This is a genomic window from Collinsella sp. MSK.8.10 (assembly GCF_019041915.1).
Taxonomy (GTDB): domain Bacteria; phylum Actinomycetota; class Coriobacteriia; order Coriobacteriales; family Coriobacteriaceae; genus Collinsella.
In genome coordinates this window covers 142,994-167,158 of record NZ_JAHPYF010000005.1, presented here as the reverse complement: position 1 = coordinate 167,158, position 24,165 = coordinate 142,994, and the positions used below count along the sequence as shown (strand labels likewise).

The window sequence follows — 24,165 nt, the reverse complement described above, 5'->3', positions numbered from 1 at the left end:
TATGCATCTGTAATCAGCGGCTTTTGCTCAACGATTGTCAATCGAGAGGATTTTTATGAAAGGCATCATCCTCGCCGGCGGGTCCGGCACCCGCCTATACCCGCTCACGCTCGTGACCTCCAAGCAGCTGCTGCCGGTCTACGACAAGCCCATGATCTATTACCCGCTGTCCACCCTCATGCTGGCGGGCATCCGGGACATCCTGGTCATCTCCACGCCGACCGACCTGCCCAACTTCGAGCGCCTGCTCGGTGACGGCTCGCGCTACGGCGTCAACCTCTCCTACGCCGAGCAGCCGAGCCCCGACGGCCTGGCCCAGGCCTTCACCATCGGCGAGGAGTTCATCGCCGGCGAGCCTTGCGCGCTGGTGCTCGGCGACAACATCTTCTACGGCAACGGCCTCAGCCGCCACCTGAAGAAGGCCGTCGAGAACGCGCAGTCGGGCCGCGCCACGGTCTTCGGCTACCACGTGGACGACCCCGAGCGCTTCGGCGTCGTGGAGTTCGACGGCGAGGGCAGGGCCGTCTCCATCGAGGAGAAGCCCGAGCGCCCCAAGAGCTCCTACGCCGTCACCGGCCTGTACTTCTACCCGGGCGACGTCGCCGCCAAGGCGCATGAGGTTAAGCCGTCGGCCCGCGGCGAGCTGGAGATCACCACGCTCAACCAGATGTACCTGGAGGAGGGGACGCTGTCCGTGGTCACCCTCGGCCGCGGCTACGCGTGGCTGGACACCGGCACCATGGAGAGCCTGCACGAGGCCGCGGAGTTCGTCCGCGCCGTGGAGCACTCCCAGGACCTGCCGGTCTCGGTCCCCGAGGAGATTGCCTGGGAGAACGGCTGGATCACGACCGCCGAGCTGGAGGAGGCCGCCAAGGCCTACGGCAAGTCGGTCTACGGGCAGCACCTGAAGAAGGTCGCCGCCGGCGAGATCGTCAATAGCCCACGCGAGTACTAGCGCAAGCTTGTTTTCTTTTAGGGGTCACCGTTTATCTGGTGGCCCCTTTCGTTATGATTACGTTGACCATAAAGACAATATGATTGGGAGTGGATGTGTTAAGCGTCTACTTTGGCGATATGCCAGAAGCGATTTACAACACAGCGACATATTTCAAAAACTCTTACCGGTCTTCTTGGATTACGGATCCCTATGCAGTCTCGATAATTAAAGATGTCGATCGATCGGTTGTTGTCTCCGAAAACGTCATCGAAAGCCCTGTGCTTGGATCCATCTCCCCACTCCAGCTTTCTGGTGGCGTGAAAACGCTGCTGCTTATGAGATTTGATCGTAAGCATATTTTTAACGCTTCTACCTGTGGTGACAACTGTGCCAAGTGGATTCTCGACATGGCGAAAGGCCGCAAGCTCGTTGTGAATCTCTATCATGTGATGGACTTTGGTCGCGAGGATTTTAAAATTAAAGTCGTGAATAGCGGCCGAATCGTTCACAACATGGCCGAATTGATTCACGAGTCGATTCCGTATCTGTAGGTACTGCTTATGAACGGTTCGCATCTCGTTAAGATTTCCCGCCGTAGGGGAACTAAGTACACATTTACCATCAAGCGGAACATCACTATTGTGCGTGGCGATAGCGGCACGGGTAAGACGACACTGTTTGACATGGTCGCAGACTACATGCGAACGGGCGAGCAGTCGGGTGTTTCCTTGCAATGTGATTGTCCCTGTGTCGCTTTGACCGATTATGATTGGCGAAACCAGCTTTCGTCCGTTCATGACTCGATTGTATTTGTCGATGAGGGCTTAAAAGAGATCCATTCTGATGAGTTTGCTCATCATGTACTGTATTCCTCGAATTATTTCGTGCTGATCTCAAGGGCTGATTTCCCCAATCTTCCGTATAGCGTGGATGAGATTTACAAGATTAAGACGAGCGGAAAATACCATTCTTTCGTCCCTGTTTATCAAGATCGCGGGAATCATCGTTATGCTATTTCCCGGTCGGCGCCAAAACAGGACTTTTCTATCCTTCTATGCGAGGACAGTAAGTCTGGTTTCCAGTTCTTTGAACGGCATTTCGCTGATAGTGAGCTTACCTGTGCTTCGGCCATGACGAACAGCGCGATTTTGGGCTGGTTGGATCAGCATTTCGACGATCGCGTGTTTGTTGTCGCGGACGGAGCGGCATTTGGGTGCTATGCGGACCGCGTCCTTAAGCTGCAAGACATTCATCGCGATACTGTTACGGTTTGTCTTCCCGAGTCATTCGAGTGGCTTCTGCTGAGCTCTGGCGTAATTTCAGGGTTAGATGTTAAGGCGGTTTTGGAAACCCCAGAAGCCTTTGTAAACAGTGAGAAGTTTAAAAGCTGGGAAGACTTCTTCTATAAGTACTTACGCGATAAAACTGGGAATTCGGTCTTCCGGTACGACAAAGACTGCATTCCGGAGGCGTTTTGTAGGGGAAGTAATTCTGCGAAGGTCATGGCTCTTATCGCATGCCGAAATGTCCGATAGTTTTGTTGAATAGTGTCGCGGCGTCACTTCCTGCGGCATACTAAAGAAGCTGTACTTGCTTCAGATTGGATTTTCATGTCTGAGATTTTTGAACCTAAGAACATCATCGTCACGGGCGGTTGCGGCTTCATCGGCAGCAACTTCGTGCACTACGTGGTGAAGAACCACCCGGGCGTCCACGTGACCGTCCTGGACAAGCTGACCTACGCCGGCAACCCCGAGAACATCGCGGGGCTGCCCGAGGACAGGGTCGAGCTCGTCGTCGGTGACATCTGCGACGCGGAGCTGCTCGATAGGATCGTCCCCGGCCACGACGCGATCGTGCACTACGCCGCAGAGAGCCACAACGACAACTCCATCGCCGACCCGGAGCCGTTCTTGCGCACCAACGTGGAGGGCACCTTCCGCCTGCTGGAGGCCGTCCGCAAATATGGCGTCCGCTACCACCACGTCTCCACCGACGAGGTCTACGGCGACCTGGCGCTCGACGACCCCGCCAAGTTCACCGAGGAGACGCCGTATAAGCCCTCGAGCCCCTATAGCTCCACCAAGGCGAGTTCCGACATGCTCGTGCGCGCATGGACCCGCACCTACGGCCTGCACACCACGATCTCCAACTGCTCCAACAACTACGGCCCCTACCAGCACGTGGAGAAGTTCATCCCCAGGCAGATCACGAACATCGTCGACGGCGTCCGCCCCAAGCTCTATGGGAAGGGCGAGAACGTCCGCGACTGGATCCACACCGAGGACCACAGCTCCGCGGTGTGGGACATCCTCACCAAGGGCCGCATGGGGGAGACCTACCTCATCGGCGCCAATGGGGAGAAGAACAACATCACCGTCCTGCGCATGATCCTGGAGGCCATGGGCCGCGACCCCGAGGACTTCGACTGGGTCGCCGACCGCCCCGGCCACGACCGCCGCTACGCCATCGACTCGACCAAGCTCCAGCGCGAGCTGGGCTGGAGGCCGGCCCACACCGACTTCGCCGAGGGGCTCAAGCGGACCATCGACTGGTACGTCGCCAACGAGTCCTGGTGGCGCCCCGCCAAGGAGGCCACCGAGGCCCGCTACCGCGCACAGGGCCAGTAAGACCGCATCCCGGCGAACCGCACCGCGGGGCGCCCGCGCGGGGCCGCAGGGCATGGGGATGATCCTGCGTCCCCGCGCGGGCGCCCCGGTTATACAACCTCTTCGATAGGAGCTTTTCCCACATGGCAGACATCGCATTCGAGAAGGACCTCTCCGTCGCCGAGACCGGCATCGAGGGCCTCAAGGTCGTCGACCTCGCCGTCCACGGCGACTCGCGCGGCTGGTTCAAGGAGAACTGGCAGCGCGCCAAGATGACCGCCCTGGGCATCCCCGACCTCAAGGTCGTCCAGAACAACATCTCCTACAACGACAGCCGCGGCGTCACCCGCGGCATCCACGCGGAGCCCTGGGACAAGTTCATCTCCGTGGCCCGCGGCTCGGTCTTCGGCGCCTGGGTGGACCTGCGCGAGGGCAGCGCCACCTACGGGAAGGTCTACACGACCGTGCTCGACCCCTCCAAGGCCATCTACGTCCCGCGCGGCGTGGGCAACTCCTTCCAGGCACTCGAGGACGGCACCGCCTACACCTACCTGGTGGACGCCCACTGGTCGCTCGAGCTGAAGAGGACCTATACCTTCGTGAACCTCGCCGACCCCGAGCTCGCCATCGAGTGGCCGATCCCGCTGGACCAGGCCACGGTCTCCGAGGCCGACCTCAACCACCCGTACCTCAGGGACGTCGTCCCCATGGCGCCCAGGCGCACCCTCGTCACCGGCTGCAACGGCCAGCTGGGCCATGCGGTCCGCGCGCTCGCCGAGGAGCGCGGCGTCGCCAAGGACTTCGACTTCTGCGACATCGACACCTTCGACATGTCCGACCCGGACGCCTACGCGCAGTACGACTGGTCGCTCTACGGCACCGTGATCAACTGCGGCGCCTACACGGCAGTCGACAGGGCCGAGACCCCCGAGGGCCGCGCCATCGCCTGGAAGGCCAACGCGACCGGGCCGGCCCTCCTCGCACGCACCTGCGCCGAGCACGGGATCACCCTCGTCCACGTGTCCTCCGACTACGTCTTCGACGGCACCGCCGAGGTCCACGACGAGGACGAGCCGTTCAGCCCGCTGTCCGTCTACGGGCAGACCAAGGCGGCGGGGGACATCGCCGTGGCCGGCTGCCCGCGCCACTACATCATGCGCAGCTCCTGGGTCATCGGCGAGGGGCACAACTTCGTCAAGACCATGCGCATGCTCTCTGACCGCTGCGCCTCCGCGGACGACGCCCTGGAGCAGGTCACCGTCGTTGACGACCAGCTGGGCCGCCTGACCTTCACGCGCGACATGGCCGCCGCCATCTTCCACGTGCTGGAGAGCAAGGCCCCCTACGGCACCTACGGCTGCACCGGCGCGGGCGCCGTGAGGAGCTGGGCCGACATCGCCCGCGCCGTCTTCGAGGCCGCCAACGGCAACGGCGAGAAGGTCGTGCCGGTATCGACCGCCGACTACTACGCGAGCGCCGCCGGCCCCGTCGCCCCGCGCCCGGTCCACTCCGCGCTCGACCTGTCCAAGCTCGAGGCTGCCGGCTTCCACATGCCCGACTGGGAGGAAGAGCTGGGGGAGTACATCAAGACGCTCTAGCCGCTATTAACTTTTCGAGAGTAAAAGCCGCCGTTCTTTAACGGCGGCTTTTCTTGTTGGTGGCTATCTGCGCAGTGGTGCCAATAGTATTTTGCGGAAGATCTACCTCTCGCTTGGCATGGAAGTAGGGTGGCCGGGCTGGTCGTCGTAGGCGTATTTGCTGTACACGTTGACCTCCCACTGCTTTTTTTCGACCTTTGCTACAGAATCTAGGATGAAGCCGGTCGCAAGGCTCAGGCCGCACAGGAACATAAACGAGGCGGCGAGCATAGCGGTGGGGAAGCGCGGGACGAGGCCGGTCTGGAAATATTCGACAACGATGGGCATGCCCAGGGCGAGGCCGAATACCGCGAACAGAAGCGCAACGAGGCTGAAGAACTTCAGCGGGCGGTAGTCCTTGAACAGCGTGCCGATCATCGTAACGACTTTAATGCCGTCGCTCACGGTGTTGAGTTTGGACTCGGAACCCTCGGGACGGTCGCGGTACTCGATGGGCACATCTTTGATGCGCCAGCGGTGGTCGACGGCGTGGATCGAGAGCTCGGTTTCGATCTGAAAGCCCTCGGAAAGCACTGGGAAGGTTTTAACGAACGGGCGGCTCATGGCGCGGTAGCCTGTCATGACGTCATCGAAGCTGTAGCCATAGATCCACTTGATCATGGCGCGGACCAGATTATTGCCAAAGCCGTGGAAGGCACGCTTGTTCTCCTCGGCGTAGGTGCCGTTGGAAAGGCGATCGCCTACGGTCATGTCGGCCGTGCCGTTAAGGATGGGCTCGCAGAGGGCCTTGGCCGCCTCGGCGGGGTAGGTGTCGTCTCCGTCGACCATCAGGTAGCAATCGGCGTCGATATCGCGAAACATCTGGCGGCACACGTTGCCCTTTCCCTGACGGGGCTCAAAGCGGACTGTGGCGCCGTGCTCGGTGGCAATGCGTGAGGTATCGTCCGACGAGTTGTTGTCATAGACATAGACCGTCGCCTGCGGAAGCTCGCGGTGAAAGTCGTCGATGACTTTGCCGATCGTGAGCGCTTCGTTGTAGCAAGGGATGATGACGGCGATGGATTCAGAATTCACTTAATGCTCCTTATACATTCAATCCTAGAAAGTATAGCCGTTTGGGCCTGGCATCCTAAGATGTGGGTTAGTTCTCCAGTTTTGTTGCGCGAATCGTTTGCATGGCCGTCGGGTCTATACTGTTCGTTTGTCAACGATTACGAGTAAAGGAGTTGCATCCGTGTCGGATCAGACAAAGCAACAAGAAACTCGCAGTCTGCCTGCGACGTTTGCTAAGAACGAATTTGAGAAGGACGCGTTTATCCTTCGTCAGCTGGTTACCAAGGATTTTAAGATCAAGTATCGCCGTAGCGTTTTGGGCGTCGCATGGTCGGTGCTCAACCCGCTGCTGATGATGATCGTCATGGCCATCGTGTTCTCGACGATTTTTGGCCAGGGCCGCAATGGCTCAATGACGCCCGAGATGTACCCGCTGTACTTGATCGTGGGTAACATCACCTTTGCCGTCATGTCTGAGTCTACTAACCAGGCCCTGACGTCGATCGTGGGCGCTGCCCCTCTGCTCAAGAAGGTTAAGGTGCACCGCTGGGTTTTCCCGGTGCAGAAGGTGCTCTTCTCGCTGGTCAACTTTGCCTTCTCGCTGGTCGCCGTCGCCATCGTCATGCTGTGGTTCCGCGTTATGCCTTCTTGGCACCTGATTCTGTTGCCGGTTTGCCTGCTGCTGCTTATGTGCTTCTGCATGGGCCTGGGCATGATGCTCTCTGCCCTTACGGTCTTCTTCCGCGACGTTATGCATCTGTGGAGCGTCGTCATTACGGCGTGGACTTACATTACGCCCATCTTCTGGACGACTGACTATATTGCGCAAATGCCGCATCTCGTGCGTATCTTGATGTATGCGAACCCCATGTTCAACTACCTGCAGTTTATGCGCGATATCTTCCTGTTCCAGACTACGCCCTCGCTTATGACGTTTGGTATGTGCGTCGCTTGGGCGGTTCTTGCGCTTATTATTGGCTATACCGTGTTCCATAAGTCCGAGCGCAAATTTATCCTCTACATCTAAGGAGTGCTGTGATGACTGAATCTGTTGTTGATTACAGCGAGCAGCCTCTGGCTGTCGAGGTCGACGACGTCACCATGATCTTTAACATGGCGTCCGAGTCGCTGACCAACCTCAAGGAGTACTTCATTAAGCTTGCCAAGCACGAGCTGTTCTTTGAGGAGTTTAGGGCGCTCAAGCACATCTCGTTTGATATTCATCGCGGCGAGGTTGTGGGTCTGGTCGGCACCAATGGCTCCGGCAAGTCTACGATGCTCAAGATTATCGCTGGCGTTCTTGAGCCTAGCGAGGGCAGTGTTAAGGTGCACGGTAACATCGCGCCGCTGATTGAGCTTGGCGCCGGCTTTGACCCCGAGCTGACCGCCCGCGAGAACATCTATCTGAACGGCGCCCTGCTCGGCTATACCAAGGAGTTCATCGACGCCAACTTTGACGGCATTATCGAGTTCGCTGAGCTGCAGAACTTTGTCGATATGCCGCTTAAGAACTTCTCTTCGGGCATGGTGGCGCGTATCGCCTTTGCAATCGCGACGATTACCGAGCCCGATATTCTGATCGTTGACGAGACGCTGTCCGTCGGTGATGTGTTCTTCCAGCAAAAGTGTGAGGCCCGCATCCAGCACTTTATCCAGAGCGGCGACGTGACGGTTCTGTTCGTTTCGCACTCTATGGAGCAGGTTGAGCGCATCTGCCAGCGTGCCGTTTGGATTGAGAAGGGTGACCTTCGCATGGACGGCCCGGTCGATGAGGTCTGCAAGGCGTACCGCGAGCAGTTCAACTAGGTTATAATTACTTGCGCCTGACAGGCTTGCGCTTGCTTGGGCGTGCGGTTATTTGCTCCATTAGCTCAGTTGGATAGAGCAGGGGACTTCTAATCCCAAGGTCGACGGTTCGAATCCGCCATGGAGCACCATCGTTTATTAAGCCCAGACCGCTTGGTGGTCTGGGCTTTTTTCATCTTGTGTGCTGTTGGAGCCGAGCGCGAGCAAGCCGCTGCTGTTTGTTGGGGTTGGCATTTTACTTTTCCAGATGCTCTTTCAACAGCTCTAGCGCATGTGCGTAGCCCTGCAGGCCTTCGCCGGTGATGGTGGCGAAGCAGGCCAGGCGGGCGTAGCTCACCTGGCGGAAGTCCTCGCGCGTCTCTACGGCGCTGATGTGCACCTCGACGGCAGGGATGGCGACGGCCTTGAGGGCGTCAAGGATTGCCACGCTGGTGTGCGTGTAGGCTGCCGGGTTGATGACGATGCCGTCGACCTTGCCGTAGGCCTCCTGGATCTTGTCGACGATGCTGCCCTCGTGGTTGGACTGGAAGACCTCGACCTCGTCGAAGCCCTGCGCGGCACCTGCCTCCTGGCAGATCTGGACCAGGCAGTCGTAGTTGTCACTGCCATAGATGCCCGGCTCGCGAATGCCGAGCATGTTGAGGTTGGGGCCGTTGATGACGAGTGCTTTCATGGTTGTTTCCTTTGCGGTTGGAAAGCCACCACAAAGGTGCCTGTCCCCTTTGTGGTGGCTTAGGTTAGAGAGCGGGTGGGAGAGTCTCGAGGAGGGCTTGGGCGGTGTTGGCGGCGCAGTCGCGTGAGTCGATGATGTGGTCGGCCCAGGCGCGGTAGCGTGGCATGCGCTGCTCGGCCAGCTTATCGATGCCGTCGCGTGCGGTGATGGGGCGGCCCTTGTGTGCGAGCTCATCGAGCTTACGGTCGAGCATCACGATCTGGCTGTTCTGGTGCAGCAGCGGGTAGTTCTCGTCGCGCGTTACCACGCCGCCGCCGGTGGAGAGCACCAGGCCGCTGCGCTTGGAGATGTCGGCCAGGGCCGCCGTCTCCTGCTCGCGGAAGGCCGCCTCGCCGCGCTCGACGATATAGTCGGCACAGGGCATGCCGAGGCGTTCCTCGAGGGCGCGGTCCAGGTCGATGTGCTCGCGACCCGTCAGCATTGCGATCTGCTCGCCCACGCGGGTTTTGCCCGAACCCGGCATGCCGATCAGGGCAATGTTTTGCTCGCGGCGGGACAGGCGCTCCGTTACGTCCAAGATGCGCTTGCGCGGGGTGACCTGGCCGGTATAGCGCTCAACGGCCTGCGCCGCCTGTGCCACAAGCATAAGCAGACCACCGATGCAGGGGATGCCGCGGCGCTCGGCCTCGAGCATCAGGCCCGTGCGGGCGGGGTTGTAGACAATGTCGATAACGCCCTCGAGCGCATCTAGCCCTTCGAGCGTGCATGGCGCGTCGGGGCAATGGGGGAACATGCCGGCGGGCGTGCAGTTGACGAGCAGGGCGGCGTCGGACTGCTGCGCGATGTTGCCGTAGTTGACCTCGCTCGAGCGGCCCACGGGCACCACGGTGGCGCCAAGGTCGCCAAGCACCATGCTTGCCGTGGTGCCGGCACCACCGGTGGCGCCGAGCACGAGGGCCTTCTTACCGGCAACCTCAACGCCCAGCTCTTCGACCAGGCACTGAAAACCGAAGTAGTCGGTGTTGTCGCCACGTAGGCGGCCGTCGGGCAGGCGCGTGATGGTGTTGACGTTGCCCATGCGCTCGGCGAGCGGGCTCAGCTCGTCCAGGTATTCCATGACGGCGCGCTTGTAGGGGATGGTCACGTTGGTGCCCTCCCATTCGTCGCCCGTCATAAAAGCCTCAAGATCCTCGGGCTCGCGCTCAAAACGCACGTACTCAAGCCCCGCCAGCTCTTTGTAGATGGTCGGGGTGTAGCTGTGGCCCAGCACGCGGCCCAGCACACCGTAAGGGCGGGTTGCGGCGGTATCGGTCATCTAGAGCACCTCCGTGTAGCTGCCAAAGTAGGTGAAGCTCTCGCACACGTCGTCGATGGAATCGAGCAGGTCGTCGAGGGCCTTGCTGCCAAAGGGGCAGTCCAGATCAAAGTAGAACATAAACTCAAAGTCGCGGCCGGGGATGGGGCGGCTCTCGAGCTTGATGAGGTTGATGTTGAGTGCGTAGAAGCGCTCGAGCACGCGATAGAGGGCGCCCGGCTCGTTGGCCGTGGTGATCATGAGCGAGGTGCGATTAGCGCCGGGGTAGACGCGCGGCTCGCGGCTGATGACGACAAAGCGCGTGTAGTTGTTGTCCGAGTCTTGGATATTGGGCTCCAGCACCTCGAGGCCATAGAGTGCCGCGCAGCTGCGCGAGGCGATGGCGGCGACGTCGGTGCGCTCGGAGTTGGCGACCATCTCGGCCGACATGGCCGTGTTTGGGTACTTGGTGGCGTGCAGGTCGTGGGACTCGATAAAGCCGGCACACTGGGCAATGGCTTGGCCGTGGCTGTAGACCTCGCGCACGTCGGCGAGCTTAGTGCCGGGCTTGACGAGCAGGTTGTGATCGATCTTAAGGCGCAGTGAACGCACGATGTGGAAATCGAACTGGGCGAGCAGGTCGTAGACGGCGTTGACCGATCCGGCAGTTGAGTTTTCGATGGGCAGCACGCCAAATTCGCAAAAGCCGTCGCGTACGGCGCGCATAACGCCCTCGAAGGTCTCAAAGAAGGCGATATCGGGCACGTCAAAGAGCTTGCACGCGGCAATCTGGCTGTAGGCGCCCTCGACGCCCTGGCAGGCGACGGTGGCCGTCTGGGGGAAGGGCGTGTCAAAGGCTGCGGCCGTGGCATGGGCTTTTTGCGACACCGTGATGCCCTTGAGCTCGTTGATGTAGCGCTGCTGCTCGGCCTTGCTCATGCTCATGAGGAGACGGAACAGGGTGATGGTCTGCGCCTCGTAGCGCTCGGGCGCGCGGCTGGCGAGGTTATTGAGCTTGGAGCGCTCGCGGGCGGGGTCGAAGACGGCCTTGCCCATCTCGATTTTTGACTTGGCGACCTCGGTGGCAATGTCCATACGCTCGACAAAGCTGTTGAGGAGCGTGGTATCGATGCCGTCGATGGCCCGGCGGATGTCAGCAAGGTCCATGGGGACCCCTTTCGCGTAATGGCAGAGTTGACGGGCAACTCAGGTGAGTCGGGTTAGAGCTGGCCTGCGTCCTCGAGGAGAGCGTCCCAAATCGCGAGGGCGGCGGCTGCTTCGGCTACGGGGACGGCTCGGGGGACGATGCAGGGATCGTGGCGGCCGTGGACCGAGAGCTCGGCATTTTCCATGGCGTCCATGTCTACAGTCTGTTGCTCGCGGCCAATTGAGGGCGTCGGCTTTACGGCCATGCGCCACATGACGGGCGCGCCGGTCGAAATACCGCCCAGGATGCCGCCGGCGTTGTTGGATTCAACCTCGATCTCGCCCGACTCTGCATCGATGCGATACGGATCGTTGTTCTCGCTGCCGCGCATGGCGGCGACGGCAAAGCCCATGCCAAACTCCACGCCCTTTACGGCGGGGATGCCAAAGGCGATCTGTGCGATGCGGTTCTCGATACCGTCGAACATGGGGTCGCCGATGCCCGCGGGAAGCCCGTAAATGCCGCACTCCACGATGCCGCCGATGCTGTCGAGTTCGTCGCGCGCGGCTAGGATCTCCTCGCGCATGCGGCCGGCTGCGGCGGCGTCAATGCACGGCAGATCGTTCGTAAGGATCGCCTTGCGGTCGGCCTCGCGATAGACCATATCGTCCATCGGCAGGTCGGAGATGCCGCCGATTTGCGCGACGTGCGCCATGACCTGAATGCCGTGGGCCTCAAGTGCCTGCAGCGCAATGCCGCCGGCGATGCACAAGGGAGCCGTCAGACGACCGGAGAAGTGTCCGCCGCCGGCGACGTCGTGCATGTTGTGATACTTCACGCGCGCAGGGAAATCTGCGTGCCCGGGGCGGGGTTTGCGGCGCAGCTCGGAGTAATCCTTGGAGCGCGTGTTGGTGTTCTCGATAATCGCGGCGATGGGCGCGCCGGTGGTATGTCCATCGACAACACCGGCGATGATGTGGGCTGCGTCAGCCTCGCGTCGTTTGGTCGCGGTCTCGTCGCGTCCGGGGGCGCGACGGTCGAGGAAGGCCTGCAGCTCCTCCTGGTCCACGGCGATGCCCGCCGGGATGCCATCGAGCGAGCAGCCGATAGCGGGGGAGTGCGATTGGCCGAAGATGCTTAAGTGCAAGACGTTGCCAAAGGTCGAGGACATGCTATTCCTCCTCGAGTGTGATTTTGCCGCCCAGCAGGCGGTAGTGGTCGAAGAAATCGGGATAGGACTTGTTGACGGCCTCGGCGCCGTGGATCACGACCTCGCCGGTGGCACGGCTCGCAGCGATGGCGGCCATCATGGCGATGCGGTGGTCGTTGTGCGAATCGACCTCGCCGCCGGTGAAGGCATCGACACCCTTGATGATGAGGTCGTCACCGGCGATGCGCACCTGTGCGCCCAGCGCGGAGAGCTCGCGGGTGGTGGTGACCAGACGGTCAGATTCCTTGATGCGCAGGCGCGCACAGTCACGGATGAACGTGCGGCCCTGAGCCAGCGAGGCCACGGCCGAGATAACGGGTACCAGGTCGGGAATGTCGTGGGCGCTCATCTCAAAGCCGGCGAGCTTGTCGGACTGCACGGTGGCGGCGTTGGTGGAGCGCACGATGCGGGCACCAAAGCGCGAAAGCGCGGCAAGCACGTTGCGGTCGCCCTGTGCGGAGCTCAGCGACACGCCCTCGACGGTGATGGGGTCGGTGCCGATGGCGCCGGCGCACAGCCAAAAGGCGGCGTTGGACCAGTCGCCCTCGACGGCTACGCTGCCGGGCGTGCGGTACGAGCCGCTGCTCACGCGGAAGTTCGTGACCTCGGGCTGGCCGTCCTTGGCCGGAATACGCTCGACGTTGACCTCGACGCCAAAGGCCTTCATGGCCTGGATCGTCAGGTTGATGTAGGGGCGGCTCTCAATGAGGCCGGTCACCTGCACGCAGGAGGGCTGGGCGAGCAACGGGGCTGCCAGCAGCAGGCCCGAGATGTACTGCGAGCTTACGTTGCCCGGCAGCACAAAGGTGCCCGGGCGCATGCGGCCGCTCGTCTTGAGCGGAAAACCGCCCAGACCCTGCAGGTCGCAGCCGGCGGCAATGATCTCATCGGAGAGCGGGGAGAGCGGGCGGGCGCCCAGGCGTCCCTGGCCCACAAAAGTTGCTTCTGCGCCCAGCGCGCAGGCGACGGGCAACATAAAGCGGAGCGTGGAGCCGCTTTCGCCGCAGTCAAGCGTTCCGCCGGCAAGTGCCTTGAGCAGGCCAAACTCAATACTCTTCATAGTGGGATGGACCTGGAAGCCATCCTCGACGGTCTCGATGCGAGCGCCCAGTGCCGTAAGGCAACGCACCGTAGCCTCGATGTCGGCGCAGGTGGTGTTGCAGGTAACGTGCGTCTCGCCGTTGGCAAGCGCGGCGCAGATGATCAGGCGATGCGCCATCGACTTGGACGCGATGGCGGGAACGGTGCCCTTAAGCGGGGACGGGGTGATGCGGGCTAGCATGCGAATGCGTCTCCCTTCTGGCCGAGGCCCTCGGCAATGAGTTCGTGGAAAGTGGAAAGCGGCGTGCGGTCGATGCTGCAGCGGCCGATGCCGTGCGGAATCACCAGGTCGATGGTGTCGCCCGCGCGCTTCTTGTCGTGGAGCGCCTCGGCAAAAACGGCATCGGCATCTAGGTCGCAGCGGGTCTTGAGGCCATGGCGGGCGCAGAGCTCCTCGATACGACCGGGCAGTGCAGCATCGCAAATGCCGTGCAGAGCCGCGGCGCGCGTGATGATGCCCATGCCGATCGACACGCAGTTGCCGTGTCCGAGCTCAAAGTGCTCGCAGGCCTCGACGGCGTGTCCGGCGCTGTGTCCAAAGTTGAGGAGCTTGCGCTGGTTGGTCTCGCGCTCGTCGGCAACGACCACGGCGCGCTTGATGTCGATATTGCGGGCGATGATGAGCGCTACGCGGGCCACATCGCGGTTGAGCAGCTCCAGCGTGAGCGGGGTCTTCTCCAGCTCGGCGAAAAGCTCCGGGTCGGCGATCACGGCGTGCTTGATGACCTCGCCGCAGCCGTCGGCGAACTGCTCGGGCGTGAGGGTGGCTAGGCACCCCACGTCGGCGATAACCACGCTCGGCTGCCAAAAGGCGCCGGCCAAGTTCTTGCCGGCAGCCAGGTCGATGGCGGTCTTGCCGCCCACCGACGAATCCACCATAGCGAGCAGGCTCGTCGGGATCTGCGCAAACTTGCAGCCGCGCATGTAGGTGGCGGCCACAAAGCCCGCCACGTCGCCCACGACGCCGCCGCCGAGTGCCACGATCACATCGGAGCGCGAAAGCTCGTGTTCGGCCACAAACTCCAAAATGGCAACATAGGTTTCGGCGCGCTTATGGGCCTCGCCGGCCTCGAAGGTGCAGATGCTCACTTCGTAGCCTGACGCCTCCAGGCTCTGCTTAACGGGCATCTGGTAGAGCGGGCCCACGTTGGTGTCCGTCACGATGACGGCCTTGGTGCCGCCGGCAGTGGCGCGCACGAGCGGTCCCGCCTGCTCCAGCAAAAACGTGCCAACATGCACCCGGTAGGGGCGTGCAGTGTCGATATCGATGGTAATCGCCATAAGCTTCGGTCCTTTCGACCTGGCGTGATAGGTGGTCTAGTGGGAGGCCTCGTCGTCGAGTGCGCGCTTAATGCGGTCGCCCTCGGCAAGGAGATTCTCCAGATAGCGCTGGTCGCGGTCCTTAAGGGCGCGGCTGTAGGTGCCAAGCGAGTCGATCAGATGGTCGATCTCGAAGGCAAGCGCGTCGGCGTCGTCGATCATGAGCTCGGACCACATTTGCGGGTTGAGGTGCGCCACGCGGGTGAGATCGCGGTAGCTACCGGCCGAAAAGCCGTGGTGGACCTGGGCGGTGGGGCTTTTGACGTAGGCGTTGGACACCACGTGCGCAAGCTGGCTCGTGAAGGCGATGACGCGGTCGTGCTCGGCGGCGCTGGTCACGCTGAACTTGCCAAAGCCCAAGGGGCGCACCATCTCGCGCACCTGGCCCAAAAGCTCCAGTTTGAGCGCATCGTCCACCGCGGGCGGCACGAGCACGAGTGGCGCGCCCTGGAACAGGTCGGCGCGGGAGTGTACGTAGCCCGAGTACTGCGTGCCCGCCATGGGGTGTGCGCCCACAAAGTAAAAGCCGTGCTCACGGGCAAGCTCAAAGGCGCGTTCGCACACGATGCCCTTGACGCCCACCGTGTCGATTACCACGGGGCCCATGATGGCGTCGGTGTCGGTGGCGTCGGCGAGCGCCTTGGCGTGCGTCTCGAGCCACTCGATGCATGCCTCGGGGTAGCAAGCCAGGACGATGATGTCGCATTCGCCGAGTGTCTTGTCGTTGAGCTCTCCGGCGACAGTGCCCATGCTGGCGGCCGTCATGACATCGTCATCGGGGTCCCAGGCCAGCACGCGGACGCCCGCCTGTGCATAGCCGCGGGCAAAGCTACCGCCGATGAGGCCAAGGCCGACGATGCCGGCGCACTTGGGGCCGCCCTGGTTAACGCGCGCGTTTCTCACCGTACCCATGGGCTACTCCATGGTCTCTTGGCAGACAACCTCGCGGATGGCTCGGATGCGGCGCATGGTGTCGTCGAACTGATCGGGGGTGAGGGCCTGGGCGCCGTCGGACCAGGCGCGGCTCGGCTCGTCGTGGACCTCGATCTCCAGGCCGTTGGCACCGCAGGCGGTCGCGGCGAGCGCCATGGGTTCGACGTAGCGGGTGTAGCCGGTGGCGTGGCTGGGGTCGGCGACGACGGGCAGGTGCGACAGGTGGTGCAGCACCGGCACGGCGTTGAGGTCGAAGGTGTTACGGGTGCGGGTCTCGAAGGTGCGGATGCCGCGCTCGCACAGGATGACGTTGTCGTTGCCCTCGCTCATGATGTACTCGGCTGCCATAAGCAGCTCGTCGATCGTGCCGGACATACCGCGCTTGAGCAGAATCGGGGTCTGGGTCTTGCCGACCTCCTTGAGCAGGGGGAAGTTCTGGGCGTTGCGGGCGCCGATCTGCATGACGTCAATCTTCTTGTCCAAGAAGACCTGCACGTCGCGTGGATCCATGATCTCGGTGACGATCGGCATGTCGAGCTCGGCAGACGCCTCGCACAGCAGGTCGAGGCCGGCGGGGCCCATGCCCTGGTAGGCGTAGGGGGAGGTGCGGGGCTTGTAGGCACCGCCGCGCAGCATCGTGGCACCGGCGGCCTTCACGCGGCGGGCGATGCGGATGAGGTTCTCGCCCTCGACGGAGCACGGGCCGGCGATGACCTGGAACTGGTCGCCGCCGATCTTGACGCCGTGGCCGCAGTCGATGACGGAGTCCCCGGGGTGGAACTTGCGGTTTGCGCGCTTGAACGGCTCGGAGACGCGCTGCACGCGCTCGACGACATCCATGGACTCGAGCAGGAACGGGTCGATCTTGGTCGTATCGCCCACCAGGCCGATGATCGTCTCGTTCTCGCCGCGCGAGACATCGGTCTTCAGGCCCTTTTTCTCAATCCAGCTGACGATATGGCCGACGGCCTCGTCGCTGGCGCTCTGCTTTAAAATTGCAATCATGGTGTGCCTCTCACCTCGATGGATAACTTTTGCAAAAACGGCCCGCATCGCGAGCCGTGTATATATGGTGCATGAGAGTTTATACTATCTGACTCGCTTTTGCCTTCTAAAGTGGGCCGTTGCGCCGCGTCTTCCTCGGAATTGCAAAGCTTTTTCTTTTATTTTGATAGCCCGTGGCGCACTTGGGTATAATGCCAGTCGTTCGCCCTATTAGCTCAGGGGATTAGAGCGTCTGCCTCCGGAGCAGAAGGCCGTTGGTTCGAATCCAACATGGGGCACCATCGAACGTAAGACCGTCCGAACCTCGCATGGTCCGGGCGGTTTTTCTTATACCGACGCGACGTGATGGGACGTGGTATGGCAGCAACGGATATCGAGCGCGGACTCTCGACCGCCGAGGTCGAGGAGCGCATCGCCGCCGGTAAGATCAACCGCAACATGGAGCTCAAGACCAAGTCGGTCAAAGAGCTCATCATCGAGAACCTCTGCACGTTGTTCAATTTGATCAACGTGATCTTGGCGTTCCTGGTCATTTTGACCGGTTCGTTTAAGAATCTGACGTTCCTGTTCGTGGTGTTCCTTAATACCGCTATTGGCGTCATCCAGTCCATGCGTTCCAAGAAGATGGTCGATAAGCTCACACTGCTGACCTCCAAGAAGGCCATCGCGGTGCGCGACGGCGCCGAGGTGGAGCTCGACCTGGACCAGATCGTGCTCGACGACATCATCCGCCTGGGGCGCGGCGACCAGATTCCGGCCGACGCCGTGGTGGTATCGGGCGAGGCGCTCGTGAACGAGAGCCTGCTGACGGGCGAGAGCGACCTTATTAAGAAACAGCCCGGTTCCGAGCTCATGAGCGGCAGCTTTATCGACTCGGGCCTGCTGCGCGCCCGCGTGATCCATGTCGGCGCCGACAACTACGTGGCCAAAATTAATAACGAGGCCAAGTACGTCAAAAAGGTCAATTCCGAGATCATGAACGCGCTTAACGCCATCGTGCGCTTTGCGAGCATCATCATGATCCCGCTCGGTTTGGCGTTGTTTGCCTCGAGTGTGAGCGAGCTGTGGGATGCCGCGGGAACCCCGGGTGATAGCGCGCTTTCGTGGTGCTTCTCCGAGTTGTTGGCTGGTCATGTGCCTTCGTCGGCGCTGCTGTCCACGGTGGGCGCCCTGCTGGGCATGATCCCCCAAGGCCTGGTACTGCTGACCTCTTCGGTGCTCGCCATCGCCACGGTGCGTCTGGCCCGCCGCAAGGTGCTGGCACAGCAGCTCTACTGCATCGAGACGCTCGCTCGCGTCGACGTGCTGTGCCTGGACAAGACGGGCACCATCACGTCGGGCCGCATGGAGGTCGAGGGCACGTATCCGCTGCCGGTTGAGGGCGTGAGCCTAGGCGCCGGCCCGGACGAGGCGGCTGTTCCCGTCGATACCACGGTGCTCGATTTTGCGCTGGCTAACGTGGCACGTGCGACTTCGGCCGATGCCAACGAGACCTGCCAGGCGCTGCTCAACTATTACGCCGATCGCCCGGTCGAGGTGTCTGAGCCGCTGTCGGTCATTCCGTTCTCGTCGTCTAAAAAATGGAGTGGCGCTTCGTTTGCGCAGGGCTCCTATGTGATGGGCGCCGCGCAGTTTGTGCTTTCGGAGCGTGTGTTTTCGCAGGTCGAGAACCGTGTCGCCGAGCTTGCCGATACCTGCCGCGTGCTCGTGGTGGCGCGCGTGGAAGGCTTTACGCTCGATGGCGATATGGTGGGCGAGGCCGAGCCCGTGGGCTTTGTGACCATCCGCGACGAGATTCGTACCTCGGCGGCCGAGACCATCGGCTACTTTAACGAGCAGGGCGTGACCCTCAACGTGATCAGTGGCGACGACCCGCGTACGGTGTCGTCGATCGCGCGCGTGGTGGGCGTGCCGGGGGCGGACGCTTATGTGGACGCCACGACGCTCGATACGCCGGCCAAGCTCGATGCCGCAGTGGACCGCTACCATGTATTTGGTCGTGTGACCCCGCAGCAGAAGCGCGAGCTCGTGCAGGCGCTCAAGCGCCGCGAGCACACCGTGGCCATGACGGGCGACGGCGTCAACGACGTGCTGGCGCTTAAGGAGGCCGACTGCTCCGTGGCCATGGCGGCCGGCTCCGATGCCGCGCGCAACGTGGCCGAGATCGTACTCGTCGACAATGATTTTGCCTCGATGCCCGCCGTGGTGGCCGAGGGCCGTCGCTCCATCAACAACCTGCAGCGTTCGGCGTCGCTGTTCCTGACCAAGACGCTGTTCTCGATGGGCCTGGCGGCGCTGTGCATCGCGCTGCCGCCGTACCCCTTCGAGCCCATCCAGATGACGCTCATCAACTTCTTCTGCATCGGCGCGCCGGGCTTTGTGTTGGGCCTGGAGCCCAACAATGCTCGCGTGAAGGGTGCGTTTTTGACCAACGTGCTCAAGCGTGCACTGCCGGCGTCGATTGCGGTCATTTTGGCTGCGGCGCTTGATATCTTTGTGGCGCGCGTGTTTGGCTTTAGCCAGCTCACGCTGTCTACGATGTGCCTGCTTACGTCGTGCGCGGCGAGCGTCAGCCTGATCTGGCGGATCTCGCAGCCGCTCACGCCCTTACGTGTGGTGCTCTTTGTGTTTGTAGTCGCCGGCATCTTGGTGGGCGTTATCGGATTCCCGGAGCTGCTGTCTATTGCCAACCTGTCGATGGGCCAGATGGTTATCTTGGCTGTCATCGTGGTCTTTACCTGCTCGGTGTTCTTTAAGCTCGCCACGATGATGGATTCGCTCAAGCCGCGTCGTCGTCATGCCGCAACTGGTTTTGGCCGCGGTGTGCGCGTCCGCCTGGGTCGCGGTGGCGGCAAGGTGAGCTCGACGGGTTCGACGGCCGAGCGTTTTGCCAAGCGCTTCGCCGCCGACATGGCGCAGCGCCGCGAAGATCGCACCGTTCGCGAGGCCGAGGCCCGCGCGCTCGAGGGCGTGGCCCAGGCCCAGCCCAAGAAAAAGAGGAGTGCCGGAGCCAAGCGCTCCCGCGTGACGAAGTCCGCCCAAGGCATCAAAGTCTCGATGCCAAGCAAAAAGAAGAAGTAGCTACGCGCCCTGGCGATGTTGAATTGGTGCCTTGTTCCTGTGGGGCCGTGGCGATGTTATGCTCTAACCTCGATTGTTTGAATTGCTTCGAAAAGAGGATGCCGTGATCTGCCCGCATTGCCTTAAGACTATCGAGGACGGCGCCTCGTTCTGCCCCTATTGCAACGCCTATGTGGGTCCGGGCGATGGTCCCGAGCACACCGAGTTCGTGTTCTGTGAGGGTTGCGGTGCCCGTCTTTCTCCGCATGATCGTACGTGCCCCAAATGCGGACGCCCCGCTCCGGGTATCCTCTCTGAGGACGCGGCCGCATCCGACCTGGCAGCGGGCCGCACGGCGGGCTTTCCGCGCCTAACGCAAGAGCAGATCGATACCGAGGTGCCTCATGCGCCGGCCTCTGCCGCTGCGGTGCTTTCGGACGCCGCCGATCCTAACGAGACCTGCGTGCTGCCGGCTTTCGATAAGGATTTCGGTATTCCCAAGGTCGATATTCCCACGCCGGTTTCCCTGCACGACGATCCTCAAAAACCCAAGCGCAAGGTGCACCCCGACGAGGACGCCTATCACAAGCACAAGCGTCATATCCCCAAGCCGCTCATCGTCATCGCGGTTCTTGCCGTCGTTTGCGGCGGTGCCTATTGGTTCGTGACGGCCGATCCCATGGGTGTTATGCCCGACTTCTATGACCAGTTTGGCCAGGCCGCGCAGACGACCTTCCCTACGCGCCAAAAGGGCGAGGCGACTGAGGACGATACCAAGCAAGACGATTCTGCCGAGGTGGTCCAGGAAGAAACCGTGCTCACCGATGATCAGCTCTATACCAGGCTCGACGGTCTGTATCAGGCCATCGTGTCCTACGGTGACGAGGACCAGATCGGCGAGGTCATCGATTCCTTTAACAACGGCTATCTCCGAACGCCGCTGTCCACCCGCCAGGAGCTGTCGCAGAGTGCCTACGCCCTGCGCGACCAGATCAAAAAGACGCAAGATGAGCTTAACAACCTTAAGTATCAGGACGATACGGTCTATGCGGACGACATCGCCCACTTAAAGCAGCTTGCCGAGTGGATGTACGAGCGTGTCGACGTGATCTGCCAGAGCTGGGATATCTCGCTGGCCATTCCCGATGGCGAGTCGATGAGTTCCCACCAAAGCGAGATCCTGGCGCCCATCGCACAGGGCGGCAACAGCGCGCTGAACCAGTACGACGCCAATGTGGGCTCCTGGAAGCCGCAGCAGCGTTCCCAAAATTAGTTCGCCATAGTCGGCATAACCTACGTGCGCAATTGATGTAAGCGCATGCTTATTGCTACAATTCGTACAAATATGCTTTAAACGCACGAGGAAGGAACCACATGTTTGGTTTTAAGAAAGAGCTCTACACGCCCGAGTATCAGCTTGCCGGCGACGAGTGCGCCGTTATCGAGACGTCGAAGGGTACCATCAAGGTCAAGTTTGACGGCGAGGGCGCTCCCATTCATGTCGCGAACTTCTGCGAGCTTTCCACGATGGGTTTCTATGATGGCCTTAAGTTCCATCGCTATGTGCCCGGTTTTGTCATCCAGGGCGGCGACCCCAATACCCGCGACATGTCCGGCGCCGACGTTGCTGCCGGTCTTGAGGGCCCCGACGGCATGCCCGGTACCGGTGGCCCCGGCTACTGCATCAAGGGCGAGTTTGCCACCAATCCGCGCAACAGCCATGTCGACGGTGCCCTTGCCATGGCACGCTCCATGGACCCCGATTCCGCGGGTTCGCAGTTCTACTTCTGCCTGGGCGCCCAGCATAACCTCGATTCCGGTTACACCGTCTTTGGTACCACGGTCGAGGGTCTCGATGTGATTTCGCAGCTGCGTGCCGGCGACGAGATCGTCCATGTCGAGATCGTTCACGAGTAAAGGGGATTTCCTTGAATAGCCAGCTGATCCAACAGGGCCGCGCCGCTTACCGCGCGGGTGATTTTTCCGCTGCAGCCCAGATGCTTGGGGCGGCAAAGACTCCCGATGAGATTATGGGCGAGGCCGATCACCTTCGTGGTAACGCCTTGATGCACCTGGGCATGTATGCCGAGGCCGCCGAGGCCTACGCCGCCGCCCTCAACGACGGCACCTATGGCAAGCGCGGCGCGCTGCTCACCAACCGCGGCAAGGCGCTCGCCGCCGTGGGCGACTACACGACGGCCGCTCAGGCGTTCTCTGCTGCTACGCAGGACGCTTCTTATGCCACGCCGTTCAAGGCCTATCTGGGCCTGGGTAACGCGCTGTTCCAGTCGGGCGACTATGCCAACGCGGGTACTGCCTTCCGTCAGGCTGCCATCGATGGCGCCAATCCGGCTCCTGCCGCCGCGCTCGGCGAGCTCGGTCGTTGCTTCATCAAGCTCGGCCGTCCGGCGGATGCCGTGGAGACCTACCGCACGGCTATCGACTTTGCCGGCCCCCGCGACGACACGCGTGCGCTCAACGCCGGCATGGGTCAGGCGCTTTCTGCCGCCGGCCGTCCCTCCGACGCACTCGACGCCTTTAACGCCGCTACTGCCGATGGCATCTACCAGCTCACCTCCGAGCAGGCCGATGAGCTTGCCCGCGTGCACGATTCGCTTGCCGCGCTGTCTGCCCAGACGGCTATGGCCACGGCTCCGGCGCCCGCGATGGACGCTCCTGCCGTCGATCCGCTCGATCCTACGGGCGCGACCGGTCAGTTTATGCCCGATCCCTCGGACACCGGCTTCTTTACGCTGTCCGAGTCCGAGATGGTCCAGCAGGACCGTCAGGATCGTAAGCAGGCCAAGGTCCGTCGTCGCCATCGCCACACGGGTCTCAAAGTCTTCATCGTGCTGCTTCTGCTCATTTTGATCGCCGCGGGCGGTCTGGGCTTTGCCTACACGCGCGGCTTTGGCTTCCCGTCCCAGGAGTCTGTCGTTACCGATCTGTTCCAGGCTGCCGGCGACGGTGACACCGCAAAGGCCGAGTCTTGCCTGGCATCGAGCCTGTCCGAGGACGCTAAGTCGATGATCATCTCCTCGATTCCGCAGGGTGCCACCGTGTCCGTCGAGGGCATGGATCAGTCCATGACCGAGACGACCGCTAAGGTGAAGGCATCGCTGTCCAAGGGCGGCGAGCAGGAGTACACCGTCAAATTCGTGCGCTCCGACAACCATATCGGCTGGGCCGTTTCCTCGCTCGATATGGATTTCTCGGCTGCTGACAACCAGTAGTGACCTTATGGGATTTAGCTTTGCCCGGCGCTTCACCGCAAGTGAGGTGCCGGGCTTGCGCTAGTATGATGATCTAGTAGTTTTCCAGCAATCATCCAACACATCAGGAGTTGCGTTGTTTTCTTTGATGGATATGTTCTTCGGTAGCTATGCGGGCGATCTTGCCATCGACCTCGGCACCGCAAATACGCTTGTCTCCGTGCGCGGCAAGGGCATCGTCATTCGCGAGCCCTCTGTTGTCGCCATCGACAAGAACGACGAGCGCATCCTGGCGGTCGGTATCGAGGCAAAGCGCATGCTCGGCCGTACGCCCGGCAACATCGTGGCCGTTCGTCCCCTGAAGGACGGCGTCATCGCCGACTTCGATGTTACCGAGGCCATGCTTCGCTACTTTATCGATAAGGCGTCCGAGAAGCGCTATCCGTGGACCCCGCGTCCGCGCGTTGTCGTCTGCGTTCCCTCCGGCGTCACGTCGGTCGAGAAGCGTGCTGTCTTTGAGGCCACGATCCAGGCTGGCGCTCGCCAGGCCTATCTGATCGAGGAGCCCATGGCTGCCGCTATCGGCGCCGACCTGCCCGTCGAGGAGCCCACCGGCTCCATGGTCATCGACATCGGTGGCGGTACCACCGAGGTTGCCGTTATCGCTATGGGCGGCATCGTCGTCTCGCAGTCCATCCGTATTGCAGGCGACGAGTTCGATCAGGCCATCCTCACGCACGTTCGTGATGCCTACAACCTTGCCATCGGCGAGCGTACGGCAGAGGACATCAAGATCAAGGTCGGCTCCGCTGTGCCGCTCAAGGACGAGCTCGACGTCGAGGTCAACGGTCGCGACGTGATCACCGGTCTGCCCAAGACCGTGCGCATCGAGAGCGAGGAGATTCGTCGCGCGCTCAACAAGCCGCTCGACGAGATGGCCAAGGCCGTCAAGGACGCCCTCGATGCCACGCCGCCCGATCTTGCCTCTGACCTTATGTACTACGGCATTTTGCTGACCGGTGGTGGCGCTCTGCTACGCGGACTCGACGTGCGTCTGCGCGATGAGACCGGCGTTTCGGTCAACGTCAGCCCCACGGCGCTCGATAACGTCGTTAACGGCTGTGCCCGCGTGCTCGAGGCCAATGCGTTTGATGGCGGCTTCGTCCAGACCAATGCTTAATTTCCAAAAGGTGGATTCCATTTGGCA

At 61.6% G+C, this 24,165-nt stretch carries 21 protein-coding genes and 2 tRNA genes; 14 read left to right on the top strand and 9 right to left on the bottom strand.

Going from position 1 to position 24,165, the window contains the following annotated elements; genetic code table 11:
* The first annotated feature begins 55 nt into the window (after positions 1 to 55).
* From rfbA to KTF55_RS07085, 5 genes are all read left to right on the top strand, one after another.
* The gene (rfbA, locus tag KTF55_RS07105; RefSeq protein WP_217107898.1) at positions 56 to 955 is read left to right on the top strand and encodes a glucose-1-phosphate thymidylyltransferase RfbA; all 900 of its coding nucleotides are present in this window, start codon (positions 56 to 58) and stop codon (positions 953 to 955) included.
* A gap of 95 nt (positions 956 to 1,050) precedes the next feature.
* A complete protein-coding gene (locus KTF55_RS07100; RefSeq protein ID WP_349100083.1) occupies positions 1,051 to 1,488 on the top strand; it encodes a DUF4869 domain-containing protein in 438 nt (145 codons plus the stop codon).
* Between the two features lie 9 nt (positions 1,489 to 1,497).
* Positions 1,498 to 2,472: a hypothetical protein gene (locus KTF55_RS07095; RefSeq protein WP_006236235.1), complete on the top strand. Its 975-nt coding sequence runs from the start codon at positions 1,498 to 1,500 to the stop codon at positions 2,470 to 2,472.
* Between the two features lie 75 nt (positions 2,473 to 2,547).
* A complete protein-coding gene (gene rfbB / locus KTF55_RS07090) occupies positions 2,548 to 3,567 on the top strand; it encodes a dTDP-glucose 4,6-dehydratase (protein ID WP_217108547.1) in 1,020 nt (339 codons plus the stop codon).
* 122 nt (positions 3,568 to 3,689) lie between these two features.
* A complete protein-coding gene (locus KTF55_RS07085) occupies positions 3,690 to 5,144 on the top strand; it encodes a sugar nucleotide-binding protein (protein ID WP_217108546.1) in 1,455 nt (484 codons plus the stop codon).
* Positions 5,145 to 5,246: 102 nt separating this feature from the next.
* On the opposite strand, the gene KTF55_RS07080 is transcribed toward KTF55_RS07085, so the two are convergent.
* Positions 5,247 to 6,218, bottom strand: coding sequence for a glycosyltransferase family 2 protein (locus KTF55_RS07080; RefSeq protein ID WP_217108173.1), 972 nt, complete (start codon positions 6,216 to 6,218; stop codon positions 5,247 to 5,249).
* Between the two features lie 160 nt (positions 6,219 to 6,378).
* Between KTF55_RS07080 and KTF55_RS07075 the strand changes: the two genes are divergently transcribed.
* The 3 genes from KTF55_RS07075 to KTF55_RS07065 all read left to right on the top strand — a co-directional run bounded on the left by KTF55_RS07075 (position 6,379) and on the right by KTF55_RS07065 (position 8,134).
* Positions 6,379 to 7,224, top strand: coding sequence for an ABC transporter permease (locus KTF55_RS07075; RefSeq protein ID WP_022094778.1), 846 nt, complete (start codon positions 6,379 to 6,381; stop codon positions 7,222 to 7,224).
* An 11-nt stretch (positions 7,225 to 7,235) separates the two neighbouring features.
* The gene (locus KTF55_RS07070) at positions 7,236 to 8,003 is read left to right on the top strand and encodes an ABC transporter ATP-binding protein (RefSeq protein ID WP_006236046.1); all 768 of its coding nucleotides are present in this window, start codon (positions 7,236 to 7,238) and stop codon (positions 8,001 to 8,003) included.
* A gap of 54 nt (positions 8,004 to 8,057) precedes the next feature.
* Positions 8,058 to 8,134, top strand: a tRNA-Arg gene (locus KTF55_RS07065).
* A 104-nt stretch (positions 8,135 to 8,238) separates the two neighbouring features.
* On the opposite strand, the gene aroQ is transcribed toward KTF55_RS07065, so the two are convergent.
* The 8 genes from aroQ to aroF all read right to left on the bottom strand — a co-directional run bounded on the left by aroQ (position 8,239) and on the right by aroF (position 16,686).
* Positions 8,239 to 8,676, bottom strand: a complete 438-nt coding sequence (gene aroQ / locus KTF55_RS07060; protein ID WP_217108172.1) for a type II 3-dehydroquinate dehydratase — start codon at positions 8,674 to 8,676, stop codon at positions 8,239 to 8,241.
* Between the two features lie 64 nt (positions 8,677 to 8,740).
* A complete protein-coding gene (locus KTF55_RS07055) occupies positions 8,741 to 9,991 on the bottom strand; it encodes a shikimate kinase (RefSeq protein WP_217108171.1) in 1,251 nt (416 codons plus the stop codon).
* Positions 9,992 to 11,137 (bottom strand): prephenate dehydratase, encoded by a 1,146-nt coding sequence (gene pheA, locus KTF55_RS07050; RefSeq protein ID WP_217108170.1) that lies wholly within the window; start codon positions 11,135 to 11,137, stop codon positions 9,992 to 9,994.
* Between the two features lie 53 nt (positions 11,138 to 11,190).
* Positions 11,191 to 12,288 (bottom strand): chorismate synthase, encoded by a 1,098-nt coding sequence (aroC, locus tag KTF55_RS07045; protein ID WP_117840303.1) that lies wholly within the window; start codon positions 12,286 to 12,288, stop codon positions 11,191 to 11,193.
* A 1-nt stretch (position 12,289) separates the two neighbouring features.
* Positions 12,290 to 13,609, bottom strand: a complete 1,320-nt coding sequence (aroA, locus tag KTF55_RS07040; RefSeq protein WP_217108169.1) for a 3-phosphoshikimate 1-carboxyvinyltransferase — start codon at positions 13,607 to 13,609, stop codon at positions 12,290 to 12,292.
* Positions 13,603 to 14,709 (bottom strand): 3-dehydroquinate synthase, encoded by a 1,107-nt coding sequence (aroB, locus tag KTF55_RS07035; RefSeq protein ID WP_217108168.1) that lies wholly within the window; start codon positions 14,707 to 14,709, stop codon positions 13,603 to 13,605. The genes aroA and aroB overlap by 7 nt, the downstream gene beginning before the upstream one ends.
* Positions 14,710 to 14,745: 36 nt before the next feature.
* Positions 14,746 to 15,660, bottom strand: coding sequence for a prephenate dehydrogenase/arogenate dehydrogenase family protein (locus tag KTF55_RS07030; protein ID WP_217108167.1), 915 nt, complete (start codon positions 15,658 to 15,660; stop codon positions 14,746 to 14,748).
* Between the two features lie 3 nt (positions 15,661 to 15,663).
* A complete protein-coding gene (gene aroF / locus KTF55_RS07025; RefSeq protein WP_196031211.1) occupies positions 15,664 to 16,686 on the bottom strand; it encodes a 3-deoxy-7-phosphoheptulonate synthase in 1,023 nt (340 codons plus the stop codon).
* 204 nt (positions 16,687 to 16,890) lie between these two features.
* Here aroF and KTF55_RS07020 point away from each other — a divergent pair.
* The 6 genes from KTF55_RS07020 to KTF55_RS06995 all read left to right on the top strand — a co-directional run bounded on the left by KTF55_RS07020 (position 16,891) and on the right by KTF55_RS06995 (position 24,138).
* A tRNA-Arg gene (locus KTF55_RS07020) sits at positions 16,891 to 16,967 on the top strand.
* A gap of 76 nt (positions 16,968 to 17,043) precedes the next feature.
* The gene (locus tag KTF55_RS07015; RefSeq protein WP_217108166.1) at positions 17,044 to 19,767 is read left to right on the top strand and encodes an HAD-IC family P-type ATPase; all 2,724 of its coding nucleotides are present in this window, start codon (positions 17,044 to 17,046) and stop codon (positions 19,765 to 19,767) included.
* Positions 19,768 to 19,870: 103 nt separating this feature from the next.
* Positions 19,871 to 21,019: a zinc ribbon domain-containing protein gene (locus tag KTF55_RS07010; RefSeq protein ID WP_217108165.1), complete on the top strand. Its 1,149-nt coding sequence runs from the start codon at positions 19,871 to 19,873 to the stop codon at positions 21,017 to 21,019.
* Between the two features lie 101 nt (positions 21,020 to 21,120).
* Positions 21,121 to 21,663, top strand: coding sequence for a peptidylprolyl isomerase (locus KTF55_RS07005; protein ID WP_006236059.1), 543 nt, complete (start codon positions 21,121 to 21,123; stop codon positions 21,661 to 21,663).
* An 11-nt stretch (positions 21,664 to 21,674) separates the two neighbouring features.
* The gene (locus KTF55_RS07000; RefSeq protein WP_055309859.1) at positions 21,675 to 22,979 is read left to right on the top strand and encodes a tetratricopeptide repeat protein; all 1,305 of its coding nucleotides are present in this window, start codon (positions 21,675 to 21,677) and stop codon (positions 22,977 to 22,979) included.
* Positions 22,980 to 23,106: 127 nt separating this feature from the next.
* Positions 23,107 to 24,138 carry a rod shape-determining protein gene (locus KTF55_RS06995; RefSeq protein ID WP_006236061.1) on the top strand — a complete coding sequence of 344 codons (1,032 nt, stop codon included), beginning with the start codon at positions 23,107 to 23,109 and terminating at the stop codon, positions 24,136 to 24,138.
* Positions 24,139 to 24,165 lie beyond the last annotated feature (27 nt).

Excerpts from the sequence above, each read along its gene's own strand:
- aroF (WP_196031211.1), bottom strand. The coding sequence starts at position 16,686 with ATGATTGCAATTTTAAAGCAGAGCGCCAGCGACGAGGCCGTCGGCCAT.
- aroQ (WP_217108172.1), bottom strand. The coding sequence starts at position 8,676 with ATGAAAGCACTCGTCATCAACGGCCCCAACCTCAACATGCTCGGCATT.
- KTF55_RS07085 (WP_217108546.1), top strand. The coding sequence starts at position 3,690 with ATGGCAGACATCGCATTCGAGAAGGACCTCTCCGTCGCCGAGACCGGC.
- KTF55_RS07015 (WP_217108166.1), top strand. The coding sequence starts at position 17,044 with ATGGCAGCAACGGATATCGAGCGCGGACTCTCGACCGCCGAGGTCGAG.
- KTF55_RS07030 (WP_217108167.1), bottom strand. The coding sequence starts at position 15,660 with ATGGGTACGGTGAGAAACGCGCGCGTTAACCAGGGCGGCCCCAAGTGC.
- aroB (WP_217108168.1), bottom strand. The coding sequence starts at position 14,709 with ATGGCGATTACCATCGATATCGACACTGCACGCCCCTACCGGGTGCAT.
- KTF55_RS07095 (WP_006236235.1), top strand. The coding sequence starts at position 1,498 with ATGAACGGTTCGCATCTCGTTAAGATTTCCCGCCGTAGGGGAACTAAG.
- pheA (WP_217108170.1), bottom strand. The coding sequence starts at position 11,137 with ATGGACCTTGCTGACATCCGCCGGGCCATCGACGGCATCGATACCACG.
- aroC (WP_117840303.1), bottom strand. The coding sequence starts at position 12,288 with ATGTCCTCGACCTTTGGCAACGTCTTGCACTTAAGCATCTTCGGCCAA.
- KTF55_RS07005 (WP_006236059.1), top strand. The coding sequence starts at position 21,121 with ATGTTTGGTTTTAAGAAAGAGCTCTACACGCCCGAGTATCAGCTTGCC.
- rfbB (WP_217108547.1), top strand. The coding sequence starts at position 2,548 with ATGTCTGAGATTTTTGAACCTAAGAACATCATCGTCACGGGCGGTTGC.
- KTF55_RS06995 (WP_006236061.1), top strand. The coding sequence starts at position 23,107 with ATGGATATGTTCTTCGGTAGCTATGCGGGCGATCTTGCCATCGACCTC.
- KTF55_RS07070 (WP_006236046.1), top strand. The coding sequence starts at position 7,236 with ATGACTGAATCTGTTGTTGATTACAGCGAGCAGCCTCTGGCTGTCGAG.
- aroA (WP_217108169.1), bottom strand. The coding sequence starts at position 13,609 with ATGCTAGCCCGCATCACCCCGTCCCCGCTTAAGGGCACCGTTCCCGCC.
- KTF55_RS07055 (WP_217108171.1), bottom strand. The coding sequence starts at position 9,991 with ATGACCGATACCGCCGCAACCCGCCCTTACGGTGTGCTGGGCCGCGTG.
- rfbA (WP_217107898.1), top strand. The coding sequence starts at position 56 with ATGAAAGGCATCATCCTCGCCGGCGGGTCCGGCACCCGCCTATACCCG.